Source organism: Pseudomonas sp. DW-iso17, from assembly GCF_058725345.1.
Map to the genome: position 1 here is coordinate 564,552 of NZ_JBZXEA010000021.1, position 13,067 is coordinate 577,618.

The 13,067-nt window shown below is 57.2% G+C and carries 14 protein-coding genes; 6 read left to right on the forward strand and 8 right to left on the reverse strand.

The window, feature by feature from the left end; all coding sequences use genetic code 11:
- Position 1: 1 nt before the first annotated feature.
- A complete protein-coding gene (locus AC4PS6_RS16930; protein WP_082422837.1) occupies positions 2-1,501 on the reverse strand; it encodes a DUF3375 domain-containing protein in 1,500 nt (499 codons plus the stop codon).
- A gap of 641 nt (positions 1,502-2,142) precedes the next feature.
- On the opposite strand from AC4PS6_RS16930, the gene AC4PS6_RS16935 reads away from it, so the two are divergent.
- The 5 genes from AC4PS6_RS16935 to AC4PS6_RS16955 all read left to right on the forward strand — a co-directional run bounded on the left by AC4PS6_RS16935 (position 2,143) and on the right by AC4PS6_RS16955 (position 5,581).
- Positions 2,143-2,388 carry an AbrB/MazE/SpoVT family DNA-binding domain-containing protein gene (locus tag AC4PS6_RS16935; RefSeq protein ID WP_054881267.1) on the forward strand — a complete coding sequence of 82 codons (246 nt, stop codon included), beginning with the start codon at positions 2,143-2,145 and terminating at the stop codon, positions 2,386-2,388.
- Positions 2,389-3,216: 828 nt separating this feature from the next.
- A complete protein-coding gene (locus tag AC4PS6_RS16940) occupies positions 3,217-4,167 on the forward strand; it encodes an RES family NAD+ phosphorylase (RefSeq protein ID WP_108538446.1) in 951 nt (316 codons plus the stop codon).
- A gap of 79 nt (positions 4,168-4,246) precedes the next feature.
- Positions 4,247-4,864 (forward strand): hypothetical protein, encoded by a 618-nt coding sequence (locus AC4PS6_RS16945; protein WP_032901746.1) that lies wholly within the window; start codon positions 4,247-4,249, stop codon positions 4,862-4,864.
- Positions 4,865-4,988: 124 nt separating this feature from the next.
- Positions 4,989-5,498 carry an SHOCT domain-containing protein gene (locus tag AC4PS6_RS16950; RefSeq protein WP_239688361.1) on the forward strand — a complete coding sequence of 170 codons (510 nt, stop codon included), beginning with the start codon at positions 4,989-4,991 and terminating at the stop codon, positions 5,496-5,498.
- Complete coding sequence (locus AC4PS6_RS16955; protein WP_409526790.1) at positions 5,498-5,581, forward strand: hypothetical protein; 84 nt, start codon at positions 5,498-5,500, stop codon at positions 5,579-5,581. Before AC4PS6_RS16950 ends, AC4PS6_RS16955 begins: the two co-directional genes overlap by 1 nt.
- Positions 5,582-5,727: 146 nt before the next feature.
- On the opposite strand, the gene AC4PS6_RS16960 is transcribed toward AC4PS6_RS16955, so the two are convergent.
- Positions 5,728-6,597 carry a LysR family transcriptional regulator gene (locus AC4PS6_RS16960; RefSeq protein ID WP_492180882.1) on the reverse strand — a complete coding sequence of 290 codons (870 nt, stop codon included), beginning with the start codon at positions 6,595-6,597 and terminating at the stop codon, positions 5,728-5,730.
- A gap of 116 nt (positions 6,598-6,713) precedes the next feature.
- On the opposite strand from AC4PS6_RS16960, the gene AC4PS6_RS16965 reads away from it, so the two are divergent.
- Positions 6,714-7,745 (forward strand): SDR family oxidoreductase, encoded by a 1,032-nt coding sequence (locus tag AC4PS6_RS16965; protein ID WP_492180883.1) that lies wholly within the window; start codon positions 6,714-6,716, stop codon positions 7,743-7,745.
- Positions 7,746-7,793: 48 nt separating this feature from the next.
- On the opposite strand, the gene AC4PS6_RS16970 is transcribed toward AC4PS6_RS16965, so the two are convergent.
- The 6 genes from AC4PS6_RS16970 to AC4PS6_RS16995 all read right to left on the reverse strand — a co-directional run bounded on the left by AC4PS6_RS16970 (position 7,794) and on the right by AC4PS6_RS16995 (position 12,659).
- Positions 7,794-8,381 carry a hypothetical protein gene (locus AC4PS6_RS16970; protein WP_336827204.1) on the reverse strand — a complete coding sequence of 196 codons (588 nt, stop codon included), beginning with the start codon at positions 8,379-8,381 and terminating at the stop codon, positions 7,794-7,796.
- Positions 8,378-8,950 (reverse strand): RNA polymerase sigma factor, encoded by a 573-nt coding sequence (locus AC4PS6_RS16975; RefSeq protein WP_019819946.1) that lies wholly within the window; start codon positions 8,948-8,950, stop codon positions 8,378-8,380. Before AC4PS6_RS16975 ends, AC4PS6_RS16970 begins: the two co-directional genes overlap by 4 nt.
- 147 nt (positions 8,951-9,097) lie before the next feature.
- On the reverse strand, positions 9,098-10,738 hold the full coding sequence (locus AC4PS6_RS16980) for a vWA domain-containing protein (RefSeq protein WP_103452557.1): 1,641 nt from the start codon (positions 10,736-10,738) through the stop codon (positions 9,098-9,100).
- A 201-nt stretch (positions 10,739-10,939) separates the two neighbouring features.
- Positions 10,940-11,590, reverse strand: a complete 651-nt coding sequence (locus AC4PS6_RS16985) for a DUF799 domain-containing protein (protein ID WP_005783625.1) — start codon at positions 11,588-11,590, stop codon at positions 10,940-10,942.
- Positions 11,587-11,949 (reverse strand): DUF4810 domain-containing protein, encoded by a 363-nt coding sequence (locus AC4PS6_RS16990; protein ID WP_005783622.1) that lies wholly within the window; start codon positions 11,947-11,949, stop codon positions 11,587-11,589. The genes AC4PS6_RS16985 and AC4PS6_RS16990 overlap by 4 nt, the downstream gene beginning before the upstream one ends.
- Positions 11,950-11,978: 29 nt before the next feature.
- The gene (locus tag AC4PS6_RS16995) at positions 11,979-12,659 is read right to left on the reverse strand and encodes a CsgG/HfaB family protein (protein ID WP_005783620.1); all 681 of its coding nucleotides are present in this window, start codon (positions 12,657-12,659) and stop codon (positions 11,979-11,981) included.
- Between the last annotated feature and the right edge of the window lie 408 nt (positions 12,660-13,067).

Consider the following 13,067-nt stretch of genomic DNA (forward strand, 5'->3'; position numbering starts at 1 on the left):
CTCACAACTCCCAATCGATGTCCTTGAGTGCCTCGTGGTCGAGTCCGACATAAGGCAGATTGAAGCGCCAGCGTTGCTCATCCTCGTCAACTAGCTCCACGAGCTGACGCTCCTCTTTCAGCACCTCAATACCTGCCTCGCGTGCCATCGCCAACCAGAGCGCAAAGGTTTCTAGGTCGTGAGCAGGTGGAAGCAAAGACGCAAGCTCCCCGAGACTGACAGGGCGCCCCTGCTCCGCCAGCACAGCTAGGGTGTCCTGAATCAGCGCTTCACGATCCAGCCCGTCGAAGGCATCCCAGAAGTCATCATCAATCTGCTCCAACCCCGCAGGCTTCAAACTCAGATCCAGCTCGCCCGTATCATCGTCATCCAGGGTCTTGAAGCGGAGACGCTCGATTGCCGGGATACCGGTAATGGCTACGCCAACTGGTGGTAAACATGCAGGCTTACGGCGTTCTGACTGGCGTTGCCAGTCGACTCTGAGCGCTAGATTGAAGAGATCGTTGAGTAACTGTCCGACGCGATGATGCTCGGCGGCCAGCCCCGTCTTCATGAAGCCACGAACATCGCGCTCGCTTCGGGCGCGCGCTTGGAGCACAGCCTGCGACTCCCGAACCAGGCGTAACGCCAGCCAACGTAGCTCACGTTGCTGGGGACGATTCAGTGCCTTTGGAACCGCTGGATGACGAAGGATGGTGCGCAAACGCTCACGCATGGTTTCCAGCTCAGCGGACTGCCTCAGTTGCTGCTGGAAGCTTTCGAAGACACGCCCCTCGGGGGTGTTGAGTAGAGCATCTTGCCCGTCCAACAACCGATCGACGATTTCTCCACGGTGAGACTGCTCGCTGATGATCGAGTGTCGAAGGGCGCGATCCGCCTCGCGCCAAGAGTCTTCAACTCGTCGAAAGTCCGCGCGTAGGCTGGTGGCCAGGTTATATACCTCGCGTATGCCCTCTATCGCCTGCGCTTCATCAAGCACGATGACGTTGCCAGCTTCTACCTGCGCTAGCTCGTGCTCCAAATCCTGGATTCGGCGGCGCAGGCTGGCAATACGGCCAGTTGGGCTGGGGTTCAGACCCGTTTCCAGGTTTTCGATCTCGCGCTGAACCACCGAAAGGCGAGATGCTGTGGAAGTCATGATCCGACTATCCAGCGAATCTACGAACTGGATGGCTGACTCCAGCGCGTCGGTTGCATAGATACGGCCCTCTCGCTCTACGACGAGGCGCCGCTTGATCCATTCACGAAGTTCACGACCTGCTTGGAGATGCGTTGCATCTGGGTCGATTTCGTAAAGCTCCTGGCTGGCATAAGCAGCCAGCATTTCGGACAGCGCTTGCAGCGCATCCTCCATGGGGATCCCATCATGCGCCCGCTCGAATAGCGTGCGCAGGCAGCCCAATACGAGCGGAGCACGCCGCGAGGCGAGCAAAAGCCATGCTGGGTGCTGGCTGCGGGCGGATACATAGCGTTCTGAACGCTGTTGCGCGCTTTCTTCCATGACGGCCACATTGACAAAGGTTGTCTGAGAGCGAGCTTACCAAGCTAACCCGCTGCCTCATGATACGTATTTGTCCTGGCGGGTGGGCTTCGTTTAATGGTTCGCAGGAGCTGCGTCATACGAAATAGTGAGTGAAAGGCCAGGCCAGTCGAGGTTTAACGATTTATTCCGGGGGCGCACGCTGGATATTGGCGATTTGGCGGAGGGATCTGTCGTCACGAGGGTGTATTTGGCTAGTTCGGCGAAGAGATCCCTGTGAGAGTATGTGGCAGCTCAGTGGTTTTTGCGGGACTGCCACTGGCATCCTGCGGCAAGCCAGCGCAGCCACGGTGGCTATAGAGCGAAGTCTCGATGACCTATCAGTGAGCTGCTGGTGGATTAGCTGGGTGCGGCATGGGGATAGTGAATTTCTCCGGTGGTATTGCGGGACTTTCTGCCCATTAAGGGCGATGGTGCCTGGCAGGCCCGGAGCGAGTTCAAATGTCAGAAGCTGCGGCTGAGGTGAGGGGGGCGTCGTTACAACGCTCTGAGCCCGAGAGCTTTTTGCTATTCTGTCGACCTGCGCCGCGGGACTTCGTTGGCATCGGCTCGCCGTTGCCTCCCCCTGCGGACACTTCATTCAGCCGCTGCCTGAGGTCGAGATGCGGAATCATGTAGTGATTGAGGACTGGGACGGCGACGGTGCTATTCGCCTACCCGACGAAGTTCTGCAGGAGATGGGCGTCGACGTTGGGGACACGCTCTACCTCCTTGAGGAGTACGTGGGTACAACCCGCTGTCTGGTGCTCAGTAAGTCACCGCGCATTCCTGATCGCGTGGATGAGCTGGTTGGCCATTGGGAGTCGTTTGGCAAAGTCTCTGCCGATGTAAACGCCAAGGACGAGTGAGCTAGCTACGGTACTAATCTCGGCACATGTTGCACGGCCTTGGCCCATGCGAGGGCAGAGTCATCAGGCGAGGAAAAGCTCCTCGCTTGTGAGCTTGCCTTCGAACGCGAGACCGAAATATTTGGCATGATCAGATTTCAGCTGAGCCGCGCTCTGCTTGAGAAAGATCTCGTGGTTTGAAGCCTGAGCCGGGCGATCATGAGGTCGTATCTTATTTCCAAACCATCGTATTCCAAGCTGAACGGCTGACCATGCGATAGATCTGGTTAGTGGTCAAAGATCGAAGTTTAGAATTTCGTTTTTGTGCCCAAGGTGACAGCCCTTAAGTGCTCCCAAGAGTCATAGACTGTCGATTAGGTTATAGGTCGGAAGCCTTGCCACACGGCACTTAGAGGCACTTAACAGGACTTGCCACCAACCAAGATTCCTGTACCGCATTGCCCTCCGAAGGCAGGGGTCGTGGGTTCGAATCCCGCCGGGTGCACCAGATGTGAAATGGAAAAGCCTCAGGTCGGGAGATCTGGGGCTTTTTTTTGGGTGGTGATTTAGTGCTTATGCAACAGCTCAAACCGCGCTGATAAGACCTCGCTCGGAAAGCGCTTTTGAAGCACCAGGAGCTTCTCATCGACTTACGAAATGTTTCCCTCCTTAGCGGCTTCACGACGGTTTGAAAATAAATCTGTCCTTTTTTGTCAAAAATAAATCTGTCGCCTGTTGACGCAGTGTGTTGCAGGCAGGCGGAGTCAGTCATACTGTTTGGGCACTGTCCCAGTGACTACTCTTTACCCATCACACAAATGCACGCCTCGGACGTTGGTCAATCATTAAATGGACTTAAGAAAAACGCCTTCTTTGTACTTCGAACTTAAATTTGGTTCGCCGCCCGCCCCAAAATTCGAAAAATTCGATCCCACTATAGGTGTTGACGGTTACTGCGCCGCCATACGCAAGTACCTAATACCCGATTCGATGCCCGACACATTCAGTTCCGGGGTATTGCCCTTGGAATTACGTACTTACTGTAAAGGGTCAATTTTTTCAAGGGTTCGCAGAGTACGAGATGAAAAGCTGAGAACACTATTAAAAAACCCTCTAACGGTTAGCGATTTTTTCCCTCCAGAGGGCGAAGTTGCACAAACCCGTATTGGCCGCTTCAATGCCGCAGGAGAACGCACGCTGTATTTGGCCGACCATGCATTTGTGGCACTGAAAGAGTGTGGAATAGAGCCCGGCGAGCATTTTCTTTATAGTTATTTTATACTCAAAACCGATACGCATTTTATATACACCCCACCTAACACCTCAAAATACACAAAACTAATAAATTCATTACTCAAAAGTAAAGATGAAAACTTTTACCCCGTCATAACCCGCATATACAATGAATACCTCAAGTATGATGCGCATCATGGAATCGCGTATGACTCCGTAAGGGTCATGGAAAAACACAACGACGCAACATGGGGAGAAATTAGCTCTATAACAAACCTCGCGATGGATGAGGAAAAACTACCTGCCGCATACCTGCAAGTCGGTTGGCTTGCACGATGCGATGAGCATTATCGGCCTTACCATTTGAAAATACTTTTACCTAACATAAAGAAAAAAAAACGGCTCACGACGCTGGTGTACCACGATAATAAATCACGATTCATGGCTGAACACAACAAGGTAGAACAGAGGATCGCTCAGCTTAGAAAAATAACTAAAAACTCTATCAAACGAAACAACTATGAACAACCCAACACAACACCATTCAAGCTACTACCCTACATATAAAACTCACAAGCTACTAAAATAACCCGGCGCACACAAAGCTTGTCACTAGAACAATGAACACTTTTTCAATGGAGGCGTAATGCAATTTGCAGTAGCACTGATCGAGTACTTGATTTCTGGCGTCGTCGCATCGGCTTGGCTGACAGCGGTTGTTCTGAACTACTACCCACTGCTGTTACACACGATCAACGATCATAGAGAAACATTAATTCTGATCTACCTGCCCATTGCGTATATCTTGGGAATTTATGTCGACGCCACATCCTCATATATTATACGTAGAACCAGAGAACTGACGGGATGGGTTAATAAGCAGGTGAGTATTTCGCCGAAAACGCTGAACACTCTCGCATGGATATATCATTTTATTGTAGGTACTCCCAAAAGAGAGCCCTACAAGAACACCGCCGCGATCATGGCATACTCTCCTGCGGATGCTGTAAGAACAATGGAAGGCTATGTCAGCAGGGACCGAATTGCTCGCGGCACGGCATTCAATGCTTTGGCAGGTACGGTTGTCGCTTATCTTTATGCGTCGCCTGAATACAAAACTCTGACAACGACTTTCTGCTTCGTCGCATTCGTTTACTCGATCATGATGCATAGACGATTAAGCCGCCTCTCATCGAGCTTCAAGAAAGTCGTTTTGGCGAACCTGGAAAAGCGCGCGCCCGCCGAACTGCGCGAGGAAGAATGAACGTATTTATTCCCACACGTTCTGGACAAGCGATTTAATCCAGTAAAAATAAGGGGCAGACCATATTCTCAATAATGGTGGCCCGTCCCTATTTCAATAACAATCAAAGCCTTTGGAATATAACTTGATAAACGCTGACGAAAAAATCACTAACACACCTCTGTCTAGCACCGAACAAAGCAAGCTTCTGATTTTTGTACTCCTATTGCTCCCTTCATTATTTTTTATCGTCGGAATCATTCCCGCCATATTTTTGATTTTTGGCTTGGTGATGATGAAGAAGAACGGCGATTTCAGTCACATCGAAACCGCAGCGCGAATTTACAAAGGTTACCTATATCTCGCAGTAATGGGCAGCGGGCTATTCGCCTTGTATTTCGCAACAACGCTTAGCTTATCTGACAGATGGCATCGTCAGTTCGAGGAGTTTATTCTTTCGACTGCCTTGGCAGGTATCGCCTTGCTGTACATCATCTTTCTGAACATCCTCTTTCTAAGCCCGCTGCGTTGCCACGCACAATGGGTTGAAGCGAACGGTATTTCTCCGGTAAAACGAAAACACCCACTGACACCAATGAGGTTGATATTATCAAAGGCGAAAGGCTTCGTACGTTCTCTGTCGCTGACGAACTGATTAAATGGGCAAAACTAAAAGAGGACGGTCATATCACTGAGCAAGAATTTAACGATGCGAGAAAGAAGCTCCTTCAACGATGAAGCAAATGGAGAACCTATTGAACGTCCTTCGGGACTTTTTGTTATCAGTTGCACGCGCAACTCGATGGCGCTAAGCGCGGCTGAGGCTCTATATACCAATGAAGTATTGGCTGAGTATTATGAGATTCTCATGAGCTCCTGAAATTCTACTTATCCAAGCTAGAGATTTCACCGCGCAACACCCCCTCCAACACCCCAAAAAACCCCTGAATATGCCCCTGCTTCAACGCCTGCGGCCGCGTCACCAAATAAACCTCCATCGCCGGCAGTTCTATCTCCTGAAAAACCTCACTCAACCCCGTCGCCAAAATACGCGGCAACACCGCCACCCCCATCCCGCGCCTCACCGATTCAAGCTGCACCGCAAACGAACTCACCCTGATCGGCGCATGGTCCAGTCCGGCAGCTTTCGCCGCACGCATTTGCGGGAGCAGGTCCAGCGGTGGCAGCAAGGCAATACTGGCGGCAGTGGCTGGGGTTAGCGCAGGGAATCGTTGCAGATATTCGGCGGTGGCGAATACCCCGTAGTCCAGTTTGCCGAGCCCTCGGTAGATCAGGGAGGGCTCACCCAGGTGTGCGGTGCGTATGGCGATGTCGGCCACGCCTCGTACGATTTTGTGGAAGTCGGTGGTGACCTGGAGTTCTACGGAGCAGCCTGGGTGCTGCGCTGTGAAGCGGCTGGCGGCTTCGAGCACGCTGGCAGAAAAGCCTTCGCCTGCGCTCACCAGCACGGTGCCGCTGAGGGTTGCCGGCGTGCCGTCGGTGGGGGCCTGGCGTCGCAGGCCGGATTCGGCTGCCAGGGCGACGCCTACCAGGGCTTGGCCTCGGGAGGTGAGCCGGCAGCCTTCTACGCCGCGTTCCACCAGTGGTTCGCCCAGGGCGGTTTCCAGTTGGGTGAGGCGGCGGGAGACGGTAGACGCCGCGATACCCAGTAATTGGCCTGCCTGTAAAAAGCTGCCACGCCGTGAGACTGCCAGCAGCAGTCGAAGATCGTCCCAATTTGCCTGCAATGCCATATCTCCGCGCTTCCCTGGTGTGCAGATGTGCAAAGCCATTATGCCGTAGGCGCTGTTTTTACGGCGCGGGCTCGCGGGTATATCTACTGGCCTTCTCAATAAATGGAATGGCCTGTATGAACACGAACCCCAATCGCTTGCGCAGCACCTTTGTGACCGGTGCCACCGGCTTGCTGGGCAATAACCTGGTACGGGAGCTGGTCGCACGGGGTTATGCGGTGAAGGCGCTGGTGCGCTCGGCGGCCAAGGGCGCGCAGCAGTTCGGCGATGTGCCGGGCGTGGAACAGGTGGTGGGAGACATGGCTGATGTGGATGCCTTCGCGGCGGCGTTGCAAGGCTGCGATACGGTGTTTCACTGCGCGGCGTTTTTTCGCGATAACTACAAGGGCGGCAGCCATTGGGAGGAACTGGATAAGATCAACGTCGTCGGTACGCGAGCCCTGCTGCAACAGGCGTATGACGCCGGTGTGCGACGGTTTGTACATACTTCGTCGATTGCCGTGCTCGACGGTGCCCCCGGTACGCCGATCGACGAGACGTGCCTGCGGGCCGAGGCCGATGCGGACGATTACTACCGCAGCAAGATTCTGGCTGAGCGGGAGGTATTGAGGTTTCTTGAAAGCCATCCGCAGATGCACGCTTGCATGGTGTTGCCCGGTTGGATGTGGGGGCCGGGTGACCGTGGGCCGACGTCTTCGGGGCAGTTGGTCCGGGACGTTATCAACAGCAAGTTGCCGGGGCTGATTCCTGGCACCTTTTCGCTGGTCGATGCCCGCGATGTGGCCTGGGCGCACATCGCCGCCGCCCAAAGCGGGCGACGGGGCGAGCGTTATCTCGCAGCCGGTCGCAACTTGACCATGCGCCAGCTGATTCCGGCGCTGGGGCGTATTGCCGGGGTCAAGGTGCCCTCCCGCCAACTGCCGCTGCCCGCGCTGTACCTGTTGGCAGCGGTGCAAGAGGCCTACGCGTACCTGACCGGCAAGCCCATCTTGCTGAGCATGGCGACATTGCGGCTGTTGATACGCGAGGAGCACCGTACCCGCTTTGACCACCGTAAAAGTGAAGAAGAACTGGGGCTGAGTTTTCGTGTGCTGGAGCAGACTCTCACAGACACGGTGGCCTGGTCCCGGGCCTACGGCGGGTTGTAATAAAAAGCCCCAGGTCGAGAGGCCTGGGGCTGGTTCGTGGCGGCAGGTTCAATGCTGTTGCAACGCCTCTAGCCGTGCCGGCAAGTCCTCCTCGGGAAAGCGTTGGTACAGCGCCAGCAGTTTTTCATCCGCTGCCCTGGTTTCGCCCGCTCGACGCAGGTTCACAATTTCCTGCAGACCCTCTTCCAACGTCGGCAGCGCCCGTTTGCTGAGTTTCAGCGCTGGCTGATCCGCCACTGCGCTTTCGGCTTGAGCTGGCGCACTTTCAACCCGTGGCGCTATCGCCATCCGGGCCATGGGCGCGGGGGCGGAGAAGGCTTGCGGCGCTGGCTGGGCGGCTTCTTCGTGGCGCGGCGCGGAGAATGTCGCGGTGGAGATTTCAGGTTGCTGCACCGGGGAGCGCATGACCACGCCGATCATCAGTGCCAACCCGGCGACGGTGGCGAATGCCATTTGCCAGCGCGGGCGTTGGCAGGCTTGCAGCCAGCGTTGCCACAGGCTGGGTTGCGGCTGCGGGGCTTCGCGGCGGGCGGCGTTGAGGATGAAGGCGTCGAGGGACGCGGGCGGCTCGCCCGTGTTGTGTTGACGATAGTGCTGGAGCAGCGCGTCGTCTGGGGTGTGTCGGGAGTCAGTCATACGGGTACCTCCTCGGCCAGCAGGCGCCGCAATTTTTGCAGGGCGTAGCGCAGGCGGCTTTTTACGGTTTCCAGCGGGGCGCCGGTGAGGGTAGCGATTTGCGGTACTTCGAGCTCGCCGTGCAGGCGCAGCAGAAACACTTCGCGCTGGTCTTCGGGCAACGCTTGCAGGGCCGCGTCGAGGCGCGCCTGGTCGCGGCTGAGGGTCAGTTGCTGCTCGGGGCCGTCGCTGTCGTCGGCCTGGGCGTGCAGCTGTTCATCGTAGCTGTCATGCAGGGGGTTGTGGATGCCGTGCTTGCGCCAATGGTCGATCAGGCGGTTGCGGGCGATCTGGAACAACCAGGTGCGAAAACTCGCCCGGCCTTGTGGCTGGGTGGTGCTGCGGATGAGGCTGAGCCAGGTGTCCTGGTAGATTTCTTCGGCCAGTTCGGCTTTGTTGCACAGGGACACGAGGAAGCGGTACAGGCCCTGGCGATGGCGGCTGTACAAAGCTTCGAAGGCGGCAGCGTCACCGGTTCGGTAGCGAGCCAGCAGCGATTCGTCGCTGGGTGAGTCGTCTGGAACGGCCATGTAGTGGGCGAACTCCTTTTGGTCAGCCGAAGCAGGGTTAGTGTGGGAGCTGGCTTGTCGAATCGTCGCAACGCTGCGATGGCATCCACTCGGTGTGCCTGGTGAACGAGTTGTCTGCATCGCAGGCAAGCCAGCTCCCACATTGGTTCATTGTTGTGTTCGGGATTCTGGTTTGAGGCTTTGGGCCAACTCCACCAGTTGCACGAATTCGTTGCGCAGCCCGAACGGGTCATCGCCGCGGGCCGAGCGCGCCAATTTGGCGGTGTCTTGCAAGCTCATGGTGCCAGTGTAGCGGCCATCGCCCTTGAGCTGTTGGGCGAAGGCGGCCACGGCAGACGAGAAGCGCAGGTCGTCGCTGGCTGGGGTGGCCTGGTTGGCGATAGGGCGTTCGATCAACTGGCTGTTACCGCCCGCAGCTGGTTTGTAGCGCACCCGCAGCATCGCCAGCTCATCGGATTGGCCTTCGGTCGCAGGTGCGGCGGCGTAACGCAGAGGCTCCAACCAGCCCTTCTCGCCCTTGGGCACGATTTCATACAGCGCGGTCACCGTGTGCCCTGCGCCAATCTCGCCGGCATCGACCTTGTCGTTGTTGAAATCCTCACGCTTCAGGGCGCGGTTTTCATAGCCCAGCAGGCGGTATTCGCTGACCTGGGCCGGGTTGAATTCAACTTGCAGTTTCACATCCAGCGCCACCACGGCCAGGGTGGAACTGAGTTGCTCTACCAGCACTTTGCGGGCTTCGCGCAGGTTGTCGATGTAGGCGTAGTTACCGTCGCCCGCGTCGGCGAGCTGCTCCATCAGGTGTTCGTTGTAGTTGTCCACACCAAAGCCGAGGGTGGTCAGGGATACGCCGCTTTTACGCTGAGCCACGGCCATTTGCTTGAGGCTGTCGAAATCGCTGATGCCCACATTGAAGTCGCCGTCGGTAGCCAGCAGGATGCGGTTGATGCCGTTGGCAATAAAGCCTTTGCGGGCCATCTGGTAGGCCAGTTCGATGCCGGACGCGCCCGCCGTGGAGCCGCCAGCGGTGAGTTGGTCGATGGCGTTGCGGATCTTGGCTTTTTCACTGCCCGAGGTGGGCTTGAGCACCACGCGGGATTCACCGGCGTAGACCACCAACGACACACGGTCCTGATCGCGCAGTTGATCGACCAGCAATTTCAGCGTGCTTTTGACCAGCGGCAAGCCTTCGCGGCGGTCCATGGAGCCGGACACGTCCACCAGGAACACCAGGTTGGCGGGCGCCAGTTCGGCCACGGGTTTATCGGAGGCCTTGATGCCGATGCGCAGCAGTTTTGTGCGCGGGTTCCATGGCGTGGTGGCGACTTCGGTGGTGACGCCAAAGGGCGAACCATCGGTGGGCAGCGCGTAATTGTAGGGAAAGTAGTTGACCATTTCCTCCAATCGCACCGCGCCTTCGGGCGGTAGACGGCCTTGGTTGAGGAAGCGCCGTACGTTGGCGTAGCTGCCCGTGTCGACATCCACGCTGAAGGCGGAGACCGGAGTTTCGGCGACGCGGTGCACGGGGTTGTCGGGCAGGTTGGCGTATTGCTCGCGGGGTTCGCTGCGGTCATTCATCATCGCCATTTCACGCACCATCATCGGTGCCGGCATGGCCATGCGTTTGGCCATCGCGCCCTCAACCGGCGGGCTGTACAGCTCGGCGACGGGTTGTGCGGGTTTGGCCACCTCGGGAGAGGAAGACAGCCCACACCCGGCCAGCGCTACCAGCAGGGTGACGGTGAAGCCTTGGGCAGCGGGACGCAGGTAAAGCAGAGGGCGGGACATGGGGCTGAACCTCGTGAATGAATGAGCCGTTCACAAGGTCAGACGCGACATAGGTTGGGTTCGGGTTAAACCCTTGAAATTCACCCCGATCAATGTGGGAGCTGGCTTGCCTGCGATAGCGGTGTGTCAGGCAGCCTTTCCAGCACTGGTCCACCGCTATCGCAGGCAAGCCAGCTCCCACAGTTGAATGGCGGTGTTCTCTTAGTCCGTGCCGTATTTCGGGTTACGCGGGCCGTACAAGATGCCGGTGCGTTGCCCTGCCGACAGCAACCGCGCGCTGGTGATACCGGCAATCGGGTGCGCCGCATCGGTAGAGCTGTTGATCACTTGCTTGACCGCCGCCGTGATCAGCATGCCCACCAGGCCGCCGCCGTTGTTGTTGCCCTCCTCGCTCGACGCCCGCGCCGAACCGGTCCACAGGGTGGTGCCGGTGCGCAGGTCCACCAGTTTGGCCGAGGCCGTCACCGAGGTGTCGCTGGAGATCAGCATGTACTGAGTGCCGTACTCGCTGATGGTGATGTACAGCGCCGCGTCCGCACCAAAGATGTCATGCAGCTTGGCCGGTTGTACGGCCTGGATATCGTTGGCGGTGGTGAGGCCGTTCTGGCGGAAGGTTTCGTCCACCAGGGCAATCGGCAACACGTAGTAGCCGGCTTCGGCCAGCGGGTAGGTGACTTGCGACACCAGGCTGTAGGACGCCTGCACTTCCGGCGATTCATTGATCGGCGGCAGTACCAGGATCGACTTGGGCCGCGCCTGTTTGTACGCCGAATAATCAACCGTCTTGGGCGCGGCACAACCGCCGAGCAACGCCAGGGCCAGTAAGGCGCCGGTGAGTTTTAACAGGCTCATTTGGTGGCGACTCCGGCTTTGGCGTTTTTCAACAGAAAGTCCATGTACGCAGCAGACTCGGGGAACAGCGCCTTCTCGGTGCGAAACTCCTGCACCATCTGGTCATCCTTGCCCATGTTCATGTACAGCATGCCCAGGTGCGCGTGGTAACCCGGCGGCGCCTTGCGGCCACTGGCGTTGATCTTCTGCAGATCGCGCTCCAGTGCTTCCACCTGCGCTTCCTTGGGCTCGCCCTTGAAGTACTCGTAAACCTGCGGCTGGTAGCTTTCCCATTGATACAGGGGCTGGGGCGCCGTTTGGCACCCGGCTACCGTCGCGATTGCTGCCAGCGTCAGCGCTAACTTCACTGCCTTGCTCATCCGTGTACTGCTCCTTGTGGTGTGGCTGATCAGTTACGCGGGTTCCAGGCGCCGGCGTTGATGCCGTCGACCAGGCGGTTGATCGCTTCGCGCATGGCCAGGTCCAGCACCTTGCCATTGAGGGTGGAGTCATAGCTGGCGGTGCCGCCGAAGCCGATCACTTCACGGTTGGACAGCGCGTACTCACCGGCACCCTGGGTGGAATACACCACTTCGGAGGTATTGATGTTGACGATATTCAACGCGACTTTGGCGTAGGCCACTTGGGTCTTGCCACGGCCGAGAATGCCGAACAACTGGCGGTCGCCGGTTTCTTTGCGGCCGAATTCGGTCACATCGCCAGTTACCACATAGTCAGCGCCCTTGAGCTTCTGCACGGTGCCTTTGATTTTGGCTTCCTGGGAGATTTCGCCCATGTTGTCGCGGTCCAGCACGCTGAAGCGGTTGGTCTGCTGCAAGTGGGTGATCAGGATCGTCTTGGCCTGGCCGCCGAGACGGTCAACGCCATCGGAGAAGATGCCGCGCATGTAGCTGGAGCGGTTATCGAACTTACCCACGGCAATCGGCACACGCACGCCGGAATAGGCAACGTGGGCGCTGGCGACTTGCTCCACCGGCATCGCGCGGTTGCTCTCGGTGGCACAACCGGCCACGGTCAACAGCGCCGCGGCGGTGAGGCCCGACAGCAGGATTTTGGACAGTGTCTTCACAGGGTGCTCCTTGGGTGAGGAAATCAGCGTTGCTGGGTTTTCCAAGGAGAAAGGCAGCCTGAAAACGTGCTGGCCTGAATTCTTCCCTGAAAGACGGTGATGCAACGGCTGCGGCATTTTACGGGGTTGAGAGCGGTTCTCAAGTTGTTTCGGCCATAGGTGGGTGGCTTACCCTACTGCCGACCGCAATACTCAAAGCAACGAAGATCAAATGTGGGAGCTGGCTTGCCTGCGAAAGCGGCAGTGCAGCAACAGATGCAGCGACTGACCCACCGCCTTCGCGGGCAAGCCCAATGCCAATCAATTAAACGAACGCAATGCCCAAAGCAACGAAGATCCAACGTGGGAGCTGGCTTGCCTGCGAAAGCGATAGTGCAGCAACAGATGCAGCGACTGACACACCGCCTT

Coding starts and splice junctions, on each gene's coding strand:
- AC4PS6_RS16930 (WP_082422837.1), bottom strand. CDS start 1,501: ATGGAAGAAAGCGCGCAACAGCGTTCAGAACGCTATGTATCCGCCCGC.
- AC4PS6_RS16935 (WP_054881267.1), top strand. CDS start 2,143: ATGCGGAATCATGTAGTGATTGAGGACTGGGACGGCGACGGTGCTATT.
- AC4PS6_RS16940 (WP_108538446.1), top strand. CDS start 3,217: ATGGACTTAAGAAAAACGCCTTCTTTGTACTTCGAACTTAAATTTGGT.
- AC4PS6_RS16945 (WP_032901746.1), top strand. CDS start 4,247: ATGCAATTTGCAGTAGCACTGATCGAGTACTTGATTTCTGGCGTCGTC.
- AC4PS6_RS16960 (WP_492180882.1), bottom strand. CDS start 6,597: ATGGCATTGCAGGCAAATTGGGACGATCTTCGACTGCTGCTGGCAGTC.
- AC4PS6_RS16965 (WP_492180883.1), top strand. CDS start 6,714: ATGAACACGAACCCCAATCGCTTGCGCAGCACCTTTGTGACCGGTGCC.
- AC4PS6_RS16970 (WP_336827204.1), bottom strand. CDS start 8,381: ATGACTGACTCCCGACACACCCCAGACGACGCGCTGCTCCAGCACTAT.
- AC4PS6_RS16975 (WP_019819946.1), bottom strand. CDS start 8,950: ATGGCCGTTCCAGACGACTCACCCAGCGACGAATCGCTGCTGGCTCGC.
- AC4PS6_RS16980 (WP_103452557.1), bottom strand. CDS start 10,738: ATGTCCCGCCCTCTGCTTTACCTGCGTCCCGCTGCCCAAGGCTTCACC.
- AC4PS6_RS16985 (WP_005783625.1), bottom strand. CDS start 11,590: ATGAGCCTGTTAAAACTCACCGGCGCCTTACTGGCCCTGGCGTTGCTC.
- AC4PS6_RS16990 (WP_005783622.1), bottom strand. CDS start 11,949: ATGAGCAAGGCAGTGAAGTTAGCGCTGACGCTGGCAGCAATCGCGACG.